This is a genomic window from Streptococcus sp. D7B5 (assembly GCF_029691405.1).
In the GTDB taxonomy this organism is placed as follows: Bacteria; Bacillota; Bacilli; order Lactobacillales; family Streptococcaceae; genus Streptococcus.
Map to the genome: position 1 here is coordinate 1,874,782 of NZ_CP121467.1, position 11,304 is coordinate 1,886,085.

The following is an 11,304-nucleotide window of genomic DNA, read 5'->3' on the forward strand; positions in this document are numbered from 1 at the left end:
CGAACTAGCTAACTGCCTCACTAACTACGTTTGGCAAATAGAATAGATTTGCCAAACTCCGTGTCGTAGTGTAAAATCGGCTTACCGAAACGCTTCACTGGGTAAAACCCACGAATGGTATCGATTCGTGGGTTTTGCCGTCGTAACATAAAGGAAGCGAACTAGCTAACTGCCTTACTAACTACGTTTGGCAAATAGAATCGATTTGCCAAACTCCGTGTCGTAGTGTAAAATCGGCTTACCTAAACGCTTCACTAGGAAAAATCCACGAATATTATCGATTCGTGGATTTTTCCGTCGTAACCACGTTTTATAAATGAAATCGATTTGTAAAACTCAGTGTCGTAGATTACGGCTATTAATTAGTATGGAATTTTTTGTTGGAAAGGATAGAAAGTTACTTCAGCTACTGGCCTCATTGATTCATTTGTGAAACTGCCTTTAAATACTCTACTTCTAAAAGTCTGTGGATGCTATTGATTCATGGACTTTTTCTATATTCTGAATAAAAATCAATTCCCTGAGTGATTGGAATTAGTTACTCGATTTTTTAAGCATTTAGAAATGGTTATAAAGCAAATAAAATATATTAACAGAGCAAAAAATGAAGATTATATTGAAAAAACAGAATAGTTTTGAAATAAAGTTATTTTTGAAATCATTTTCTTTCTTCAGAGTAAGTTATAGATATTGAATTGTAGGTATATTTGGTATATAATAAGGAGATAGTTTTTATAGGTGAATAAATTCTTTTTCATATAGAGGGAAGTAACATGTTTTTTAGACGCCAGAAGGGTGAATATAGAGAAACAGACCGTGTAACTCGGTTCAAATTAATCAAATCAGGGAAGCATTGGCTACGGGCCTCGACTTCCCTTTTTGGCTTATTTAAGGTGATGCGTGGAAGTGCGGATACGAGCCAAGTAATGACCGAAATGGTTGAAAAGCAAGAAGGTCAGAAGTTGACTGGCTTGGATGTTTTGAAAGGGATAGCAGCTACGGGGACGATCTTAGGTGGTTTTGCTGCGACGCAAACGCGTGTTTATGCCAATGATGCAGTCGCTGTTGAAAAGACTGTCGAATCAAAAGATACCCTGGCGACGAGAGATTCAGTAGTGCTAGGGACGACACAGGATCATCAAGATGCTGCTAGCTTGTCTTTGTCTACCAGTCAAAGCCAGTCATTGTCAGAATTCAATTCGCAGAGCGCCAGTCAATCTGCCTCTACAAGTCAGTCTATCAGTGCCTCAAGCTCTTCTAGCGTGAGCCAGTCGATGAGCCAATCTGCTTCTACTAGTCAATCTTTGGCAAACAGTCAAAGTGTAACTGCTAGTTCAAGTGAATCCCTTGGAACACAAAATCAAGCGAATAGTAATCTGTCAGAGAGAGCTTCAGTTGGTGTTCAAAGTCAGTACCAAGCAAGTGAGTCAGCTCGGGAGACAGTGAAAGAATCACAACCTTCAAAAGAATTAAAAGCAGTTGATTTTTCTACAGAATCCTTGCCTCAAAGTCGGTCTGGTCGTGTAAAGAATGAAGGTGTGACGGCTGAATCGAGTTTCACAATGACTTCTGTAGCCTTGACAGAAAAGCAAAGTGAAGAAAAACGGAAGAAATTAGAGGCCTTGTCTGCTGAGATTGGGCAGTTTCTAGCTCAAGCTCAGGGACTTCCAAACTCGGATGAGGCAATTGCCAAGGCTAGTCTAGCTAAGAATGAGATAGCAGAGGCCTTGAAAGGGGAGGCTTCTAACCTTGCCACTATCCTACAAAAAGCTACAGAAGCTCGAAATAGCATTGCAAATGCTGTGTTACGTGCCAACTCTGGACTTCGTGACAGCAGAAACGGACAAGCTTTGACCAAAGCTTCAAATACCGCTAGCTTCAGAGCTGCTAGGGATACAGAGAAGCCAGAACTTCAGAAAATAACCGTTACAGGTGGCGCAATTCTAGAAGGACAAAAATTTAAAATTTATCGAGAAGAAAATTTTTCTGCGACCATTGAGTTTACTGATAACAGTGGTCGAATTGAACATGCAAAATTTGTTCCTACTGCTGTTCCCGCGGCCTATCCGGCTACTTCAACTGTTGTCTCATTCACTACGAGTAATGGTCAAAGTATCAGCATGATTGTTCCGACAAATAAACTAGCCAAAGATGGAAATGCTACAGCATCAAATCCTTTCACCGTTTCAATCACGGGTTCTGTTGGAAAAAATCAAGCAGTAAATAGTTTGTGGACTCGTTATGTTTTCACCTATGATCAGGAAGGTAATTTTAGCGGAAATACTACTGACGTAGGTCTTGTAAAAGATTTAACAGCCAACCCTGCCGCAATTCAATTTGAAGTCCATGCTCAGTCTGAAAAGTACGAACCAGCTATCAATGCTGAGGTGAATCGAAACTTTACTCTAACGGCCAATTCAGGGACTGTTTCTGTTGGTGAAGCCAGTCAGTACATCACGAATGCTACAGGGACGCCAGAATTACCTACTACAGGAATTACTAAGGGAACTAGAACAACCTATACTTGGAAATCTGGAACCAATACGAATTTGTCTGCTGGTCGGCATACTTTGACTGCAGTAGTAACTTATCCAGATGGAAGTACGGATGAAGTAGAGATTCCGATTGAGATTCGCCCTCAGACACCTAGAATTGAGGAACGTTTCCTTAACGAAAAAGGTGGTCTCACAAATCAAGCGATTACGGTAGATGGAGTGACTCCAGGTGGGACTGTTACTCTTACAATTGCAGGGGAAACATTCACCAAACAAGCAACGGGGAGTTCTACCAGTGTAACCTTTACTGCAACTGACTTGAAGAAAGTATATGATCGCAATGGAGGACGACTTCCAAGTGGACCAGTGACTGCAAGTACGACTGTGGATGGTTTGGTTTCAGATACATTTAATGGGCAAATCACGCCAAATCAAGCGTCAATTTCAGTAAGTAATAGCCAGTCTGCTTCAGCGAGTTCGAGCCAATCAGCATCAGTAAGTTCGAGCCAGTCAGCTTCGGTAAGTGCTAGCCAATCAGCATCAGTAAGTTCAAGTCAATCAGCATCAGTAAGTTCGAGCCAATCAGCGTCCGTAAGCTCCAGCCAATCTGCGTCAGCCAGCGCTAGCCAGTCAGCTTCAGCTAGCTCGAGCCAATCTGCATCAGTAAGCTCAAGCCAGTCAGCATCAGTAAGTTCGAGTCAGTCCGCATCAGTAAGCTCCAGCCAATCTGCTTCAGTAAGCTCGAGTCAATCCGCTTCAGTGAGTGCGAGCCAGTCAGCCTCAGTGAGTGCTAGTCAATCTGCGTCTGTAAGTTCAAGCCAGTCGGCTTCTGCAAGTTCGAGTCAATCCGCCTCAGCGAGCTCCAGCGAATCGGCTTCAGTAAGTGCCAGCCAGTCTGCGTCCGTAAGCTCAAGCCAGTCTGCCTCAGTAAGTTCAAGCGAATCAGCATCAGTAAGTTCGAGTCAATCGGCTTCAGCGAGTGCTAGCCAATCCGCATCATTGAGTGCAAGTGAGTCAGCCTCAGTAAGTGCTAGTCAGTCCGCTTCAGTAAGCTCGAGCCAATCTGCATCTGCAAGTTCGAGTCAATCAGCCTCAGTAAGCGCCAGCGAATCCGCTTCAGTAAGTGCTAGTCAATCTGTTTCAGTAAGTTCGAGCCAATCAGCATCTGTAAGTTCGAGCCAGTCCGCTTCATTGAGTGCGAGTCGATCAGCTTCAGTGAGTGCCAGTCAATCAGCGTCTGCAAGTGCCAGTCAATCCGCTTCAGCGAGCGCTAGTCAATCTGCGTCGGCAAGTTCGAGTCAGTCAGCGTCAGTGAGTGCAAGTCAGTCAGCTTCAGTAAGCTCCAGTGAATCTGCATCGGTTAGCTCAAGTCAGTCAGCTTCAGCGAGCGCAAGTCAATCAGCCTCAGTAAGTTCAAGCGAATCAGCCTCAGCGAGCGCTAGTCAGTCTGCATCAGTAAGTGCCAGTCAATCCGCATCCGTAAGCTCAAGTCAATCAGCGTCCGTAAGCTCGAGCCAGTCAGCTTCAGTGAGTGCGAGCCAATCCGCTTCAGCAAGTGCCAGCCAATCAGCATCTGTAAGCTCCAGCCAATCAGCTTCAGCGAGTTCGAGCCAGTCCGCGTCAGCGAGCTCCAGCCAATCTGCCTCAGCAAGCTCCAGCCAGTCAGCCTCAGTCAGCTCGAGCCAATCCGTATCAGTAAGCGCAAGTCAGTCCGCATCAGCCAGCGCTAGCCAGTCTGCCTCAGTCAGCTCGAGTCAATCCGCTTCAGTAAGCTCTAGTCAATCTGCGTCGGCAAGTTCGAGCCAATCCGCTTCAGCGAGCGCAAGTCAATCCGCCTCAGTAAGTTCAAGCGAATCCGCCTCAGCGAGCGCAAGTCAATCCGCTTCAGCGAGCGCAAGTCAATCAGCATCAGTGAGCGCAAGTCAGTCTGCGTCCGTAAGCTCAAGCCAATCTGTCTCAGTAAGCTCGAGTCAATCCGCCTCAGTAAGTTCAAGCCAATCTGCTTCAGTTAGCGCTAGCCAGTCAGCCTCAGTCAGCTCGAGTCAATCCGCATCAGTAAGCGCAAGTGAGTCAGCCTCAGTAAGCTCCAGTGAATCCGCTTCAGTCAGCTCGAGCCAATCTGCATCATTGAGTGCTAGTCAATCGGCTTCAGCCAGCGCAAGCCAGTTTGCATCAGTCAGCGTTAGCCAATCAGCATCGGTCAGCTCAAGCCAATCCGCCTCAGTGAGCGCTAGCCAATCAGCGTCAGTGAGCGCTAGCCAATCAGCATCGGTCAGCTCAAGCCAATCCGCCTCAGTGAGCGCTAGCCAATCAGCGTCAGCGAGTGCCAGCCAGTCAGCTTCAGTAAGCTCCAGCCAATCTGCTTCAGCGAGCTCGAGCCAGTCTGCATCAATAAGCACAAGTGAATCTGCTTCAGCGAGCGCAAGTGAGTCAGCATCTGCAAGTTCGAGTCAATCTGCCTCATTGAGTGCTAGTCAATCTGCCTCAGTAAGTTCAAGCCAGTCAGCATCTGCAAGTTCGAGTCAATCCGCCTCAGCTAGCTCCAGCGAATCGGCATCAGCCAGTGCGAGTCGATCAGCCTCAGTCAGCGCAAGTGAGTCAGTTTCCGTAAGTGCTAGTCAATCGGCATCAGCCAGCGCAAGTGAGTCAGCATCTGCAAGTGCCAGCCAATCAGCATCTGCAAGCTCCAGCCAGTCAGCTTCGGTAAGCTCAAGCCAATCCGCTTCAGTAAGCTCAAGCCAGTCAGCATCTGCAAGTGCAAGTGAATCCGCTTCGGCAAGTTCGAGTCAATCTGCTTCGGTAAGCACAAGCGAATCCGCTTCAGTGAGTGCGAGCCAGTCAGCCTCAATAAGCGTTAGTCAATCCGCTTCAGTGAGTGCTAGCCAATCCGCTTCAGTCAGCTCGAGCCAATCTGCGTCTGCAAGTTCGAGTCAGTCCACTTCAGCGAGCGTTAGTCAGTCAGCATCAGTAAGCTCGAGTCAATCAGCGTCTGTAAGCTCAAGTCAGTCTGCTTCGGCAAGTTCGAGTCAATCTGCTTCGGTAAGCACAAGCGAATCCGCTTCAGTGAGTGCGAGCCAGTCAGCCTCAATAAGCGTTAGTCAATCTGTTTCAGTAAGCTCCAGCCAATCCGCTTCATTGAGTGCCAGTCAATCAGCGTCAGTGAGCTCTAGTCAATCCGCATCAGCGAGCGCTAGCCAATCTGCTTCAGTAAGTTCGAGCCAATCCGCATCATTGAGTGCAAGTGAGTCAGCATCAGCGAGCGCCAGCCAGTCAGCCTCAGCCAGCGCGAGCCAATCAGCATCTGCAAGTGCGAGCCAGTCTGCTTCGGTAAGTTCTAGTCAGTCAGCCTCAGCCAGCGCAAGTCAATCCGCCTCAGTAAGTTCAAGCGAGTCAGCCTCAGCGAGCGCTAGCCAATCAGCCTCAGTGAGTGCCAGTCAGTCTGCATCTGCAAGTTCGAGTCAGTCAGCTTCAGTCAGCGCTAGTCAGTCAGCTTCAGTCAGCGCTAGTCAGTCAGCTTCAGTCAGCGCTAGTCAATCCGCCTCAGTAAGTTCAAGCCAATCTGCTTCAGTTAGTGCTAGCCAGTCCGCCTCAGTAAGCGCAAGTCAATCAGCCTCAGTAAGTTCAAGCGAATCAGCCTCAGCGAGCGCAAGCCAATCCGCTTCAGCGAGCTCAAGTCAATCCGCCTCAGTGAGCGCAAGTCAGTCTGCCTCAGTAAGCTCGAGTCAATCTGCATCATTGAGTGCAAGTGAATCTGCATCAGCGAGCTCGAGTCAATCAGCGTCAGTGAGCTCGAGCCAGTCAGCGTCTGTAAGCTCCAGTCAATCGGCTTCATTGAGTGCAAGTCAATCGGCATCTGTAAGCACAAGTCAGTCTGCATCGATCAGCTTCAGCCAGTCTGCCTCAGCGAGCTCGAGCCAGTCTGCTTCGGTGAGTGCCAGTCAATCAGCTTCATTGAGCTCGAGCCAGTCAGCCTCAGCAAGTTCGAGTGAGTCAGCCTCAGTAAGCTCCAGTCAGTCAGCGTCTGCAAGTTCAAGTCAATCGGCTTCATTGAGTGCAAGCCAATCCGCTTCAGCCAGCGCGAGCCAGTCTGCCTCAGTCAGCGCGAGCCAGTCAGCTTCAGTAAGTTCGAGTGAATCTGCATCTGTAAGCTCAAGTCAATCGGCATCAGTAAGCTCAAGCGAATCGGCTTCATTGAGTGCTAGTCAGTCTGCATCAGCGAGCGCAAGTGAGTCAGCCTCAGTAAGCTCGAGCCAATCAGCGTCTGTAAGCACCAGTGAATCTGCTTCAGTCAGCGCAAGTGAGTCAGCCTCAGTCAGCACAAGTGAGTCTGTATCGGCAAGTTCGAGTCAATCCGCTTCAACAAGTACTTCAACTTCTGCAAGTATGCTAGCAGCCGAGTTAGCATTGGAAAGTGCTTCAATCTCAGCAAGTACATCAGTGAGCGAATCTATTTCAACGAGCGCATCACTCTCAGCTAGCATGTTAGCCAGTGAATCGACTCTAGAAAGTGCTTCGATTTCAGCAAGTATATCAGTGAGCGAGTCAATGTCGATTAGTACTAGTCTCTCGGCTTCAGATTCTATTAGTGGATCTGCGTCAGCAAGTGCTCTGGTATCTACTTCAACAAGCATTTCTCTCTCAATGGCCAGCATTGCAAGCCAAGGTCAATCCGCTTCAAGCAAGCCGAAACAAGCCTTGCCAAATACAGGAGCGTCGACTTCGGTAGCATCTGCTTTGTTGGGAGCATTGGCAGCTGTGACAGGTATCGGTCTTCTTGCCAAGAAGAGTCAGAATGACGATCAAGAAAGTCGTTGATAAGATATAAAAATCAATGAATAAATAGTAAAATGGAAAACCTTTGAAAACATGATTTTTCAAAGGTTTTTTCTATATGTGAGAAGGGGAAAATCCTCTTTTGAGTTTGAAATAAACTAGGGGAAAAGGTATAATAGGAAGGTGAGATAATCATCGAAAAAATCAGAACTATAGTAGTAGAAAAGTAGCCAAAAGAATGTGAAAAGAAAAGGGGACGAAATGAAAAAAGAGCTTCAAAAAGCCATTGTACTCGGTGGTGATAATGCTTATATGGACAAGATTGAGACAACAATCAAGTCAATCTGCGCCCATAACCGAGCAGTGACTTTTTATGTTTTCAATGATGATTTGCCATCTGAATGGTTTCAGCTCATGGAGAGACGTCTAGAGCCTCTAGCCTCAAAAATCGTCAATGTCAAGATTAGTCATCATGGCTTAAAAGAGTATCATCTTCCCTTGTCTCATCTAAGTTACGCGGCTTACTTTCGCTATTTTATTCCTCAGTATGTCAGCGAAGACCTAGCCTTGTACCTGGATTCGGATATCATCGTTAGATCAAACTTAGATCAACTCTTTTTAGAAGATATGGCGGACTGGCCAGTAGCTGCTGTCGCAGATGCTCTAGTTCCTAGCACTTTTAATTCTGGAGTCATGCTAATCAATGTCGCTCTCTGGCGTCAAGAAAAGGTGACGGAGCACTTGCTGAGCTTGACAGACCAACTGCATGACCAAGTTTTTGGCGATCAGGGCGTGTTAAATCACCTGTTTGAAGGTCGTTGGAAACCGCTGCCAGCTACCTATAATTTTATGGTTGGTATGGATACGGTGGCCCGAAATTACCAGATGGATTCTTGGTATAGGGATTCTCTTGCTGTTGAGAAGACAGCCCAGATTATCCATTATACAGGGGACAAGCCTTGGTACCAAATCAACCTCAATCGTTTCAGGGCGGACTGGTGGTTTTACTACGGACTAGAGTGGTCTGATATCGTCATGAAAAAATGTGATTTCCATAAAGGATTGGCATCTTTAGTTCAGGCTCCCCAGTATGCGACCGCTATTTTTACCAATACGTGTCATATAGAGAGAATCGAACACCTGATCCAAGAACTGCCAGATGTAGAGTTCTCTATCCTAGCTCATACCAATTTTGCGCCGGAAATCATGAATTTGCAATCACATCTGAATGTACGCCTCTATCCTTACTTTAATCCCATGAATGTCAGAAAAATCTTGGAAAAGATTGACTTTTACTTGGATATCAATCATGAGGATGAAATTGCAAACATTATCCAAGAGGTGCAGCAAAGAGAAATCCCTATATTTGCTTTTGAGACCACTAGTCATGACTCGAGTGGTTACAGTCATGTCTACTCACCGGCGGCCGTAGATCAAATGATCGAGTCTATCCGCACGCTTTTGGAATCACAGAAGCAGTCGTTGTAAACTGAAGGAAACTAAATGAAAAAAACAATTGTTCTCGCAGGAGATTATGCCTATATCCGCCAGATTGAAACAGCGCTCAAGTCTCTCTGCTATCATAATAGTCATGTCAAGGTCTATATCTTTAACCAGGATATTCCCCAGGAGTGGTTCCGTGCTCTCAGACCGATAGTAGAGCAAATGGGCGGTAAGTTAGTGGATGTCAAGATGCTTGGCGCCCAGTTTCAGATGAACTGGAGTAACAAATTGCCCCATATCAATCACATGACCTTTGCCCGTTATTTTATCCCTGATTTTGTCGAAGAGGATAAGGTTCTATACTTGGACAGTGATTTGGTTGTGACGGCTGATCTGACGGCTCTCTTTGAAATGGACTTGGGAGAAAACTACCTGGCTGCTGCGCCATCTTGTTTTGGAGTTGGGGTTGGCTTTAATGCAGGTGTTCTCTTGATAAACAACAAAAAGTGGCGGTCAGAAGCTGTAAGAAAAAAACTTGTTGAGCTGACGGAACGGGAACACCAACATGTGAGTGAGGGAGACCAGTCCATCCTCAATATGCTCTTTCATGACAGCTATGCTTCTCTGGATCAAAACTATAATTTCCAGATTGGTTTTGACAGTGGGGCTGCCTCACATGGACATGAATTTATCTTCCAGATTCCTTTGGAGCCTCTGCCAGCCATCTTGCATTTCCTCTCTCAGGACAAACCTTGGAATACTCATTCGGTTGGGCGTTTGCGTGAGGTTTGGTGGCACTATCATCTGATGGAGTGGTCTGCTATTACTGAAAAATGGCGTCAGGCCGGAATTGACTATCCAGTCACAGTCTATCAGCCAGTTATGACTTGTGTTAATTTGACCAATTCTTGGCATCTTGAGAAAATCGACTATCTGGTTCAAGCCTTGCCAGAGGTGCATTTCTACATCGCAGCCTATACGACGATGGCACCTGAACTCATGCTCTTGTCACGTTTTGAAAATGTGACCCTCTATCCCAACACCTTCCCCCTCTTGGTCGAGAAACTGATCCAGCAGACAGATGTCTACCTAGATATTAACCACGATAACAAGTTGAGTGTTGTTTATGACTATGTTTCACGCTTTGAGAAACCGATCTTGACTTTTGACAATACCCAGTCGCGAGAACTACCTGAAAGTGCCTATGCGGGTATTTTCTCAGCAGAAAGACCGGAAGAAATGGTAGCAGCTCTGACAGCTTATCTGGACGAGAAAGCTCACGAAAACTGAGATAGAGATTTGAAAATTCTAAGATGGAAGGACAAGATTGTTCCCGTGTGACAGGACAGAAAGATAAAATGAAAAGGAGGAGCTAGTGAAAGAATTTCGTTCATCGATAGCAGTAAAAAAAGGGATGCGCACCCTATTTTTGCTCTTTATTTATGTGCTCGGGAGTCGTCTGGCTCTTCCTTTTGTTGATCTCAATAGTCGGGATTTTCTCGGAGGAAGCGCAGCCTATCTGGACTTTTCAGTAGCCCTGACTGGTGGAAATCTTCGCAGTCTCTCTCTCTTTTCCATCGGGCTTTCACCTTGGATGTCAGCTATGATCTTGTGGCAGATGTTTTCCTTTTCAAAGAAACTGGGCTTAAACTCGGTTTCTTCGGAAGTCCAGGATAGACGGAAAATGTACTTGACGTTAGGGATTGCCTTGATTCAGGCCTTGGCCTTGACGACAAACCTTCCTGTCCAAGCTCCCTACAATCCCTTCTTGGTCTTTCTCCTCAATACCAGCCTTTTGGTTGCGGGGACCTTCTTCTTAGTTTGGCTGTCTGACATCAATGCGTCTATCGGAGTTGGAGGCCCAATCGTCATTTTATTGGCGAGTATGGTGGCTTCACTCCCTCAGGACATCATCCAATCGGTCCAAGTTCATAAGATCTCTCCTTGGCTGCTTTTCCTGTTACTGATACTTGGAGTCCTCTTTACCTATCTAGTCGTTCTCTTTTACCGAGCTAGATACCGCATCCCTATCAATAAAATAGGCCTTCATTCTCGCTTTAAACGCTATTCCTATCTGGAAATCATGCTCAATCCTGCTGGTGGCATGCCTTATATGTATGTGATGAGTCTCATGGGCTTACCTTCTTATCTCTTGCTCTTGCTTCAACATCTGGATAAGGGCAATCCGCTCTACCCTGCCATACTGGAGCAGTATGCGATGGGGAAACCCTTGTGGATATACGCTTATATCCTTATCCTCTTTGTCTTTAGCATTGCCTTTGCCTTTGTCAATGTGAGTGGACAACAGATCGCAGATCGGATGAAGCAATCAGGAGATTACATCTATGGGGTCTATCCGGGTGAGGATACCAGTCGCTTTATTAACCGTTTGGTTCTACGATTTGCTCTGATAGGTGCAGTCTTTAACGTTACCTTGGCTGGACTTCCGATCTTGTTTGTCTTGAAGGATGAGAGTTTGTTAAAAGTCAGCATGATTCCCGGACTCTTTTTAATTTTGAGTGGTATGCTCTTTACGATTCACGACGAATTGCAAGCGCTCCGACTAAATGAAAGGTATCGGCCACTATTCTAG

General features: G+C 46.3%; 5 protein-coding genes. 4 read left to right on the forward strand and 1 reads right to left on the reverse strand.

The window, feature by feature from the left end; translation table 11 throughout:
- Window positions 1-20 precede the first annotated feature (20 nt).
- The gene (locus P8P68_RS09075) at window positions 21-149 is read right to left on the reverse strand and encodes a hypothetical protein (protein WP_278275900.1); all 129 of its coding nucleotides are present in this window, start codon (window positions 147-149) and stop codon (window positions 21-23) included.
- A 624-nt stretch (window positions 150-773) separates the two neighbouring features.
- Here P8P68_RS09075 and P8P68_RS09080 point away from each other — a divergent pair.
- From P8P68_RS09080 to secY2, 4 genes are all read left to right on the forward strand, one after another.
- A complete protein-coding gene (locus tag P8P68_RS09080; RefSeq protein WP_278275901.1) occupies window positions 774-7,310 on the forward strand; it encodes an accessory Sec-dependent serine-rich glycoprotein adhesin in 6,537 nt (2,178 codons plus the stop codon).
- A gap of 219 nt (window positions 7,311-7,529) precedes the next feature.
- Complete coding sequence (locus P8P68_RS09085) at window positions 7,530-8,756, forward strand: glycosyltransferase (protein WP_278275902.1); 1,227 nt, start codon at window positions 7,530-7,532, stop codon at window positions 8,754-8,756.
- 15 nt (window positions 8,757-8,771) lie between these two features.
- Window positions 8,772-10,001 (forward strand): glycosyltransferase, encoded by a 1,230-nt coding sequence (locus P8P68_RS09090; protein ID WP_278275903.1) that lies wholly within the window; start codon window positions 8,772-8,774, stop codon window positions 9,999-10,001.
- A gap of 85 nt (window positions 10,002-10,086) precedes the next feature.
- Entirely contained in the window at window positions 10,087-11,304 is a 1,218-nt protein-coding gene (gene secY2 / locus P8P68_RS09095; protein WP_278275904.1) for an accessory Sec system protein translocase subunit SecY2, read from the forward strand.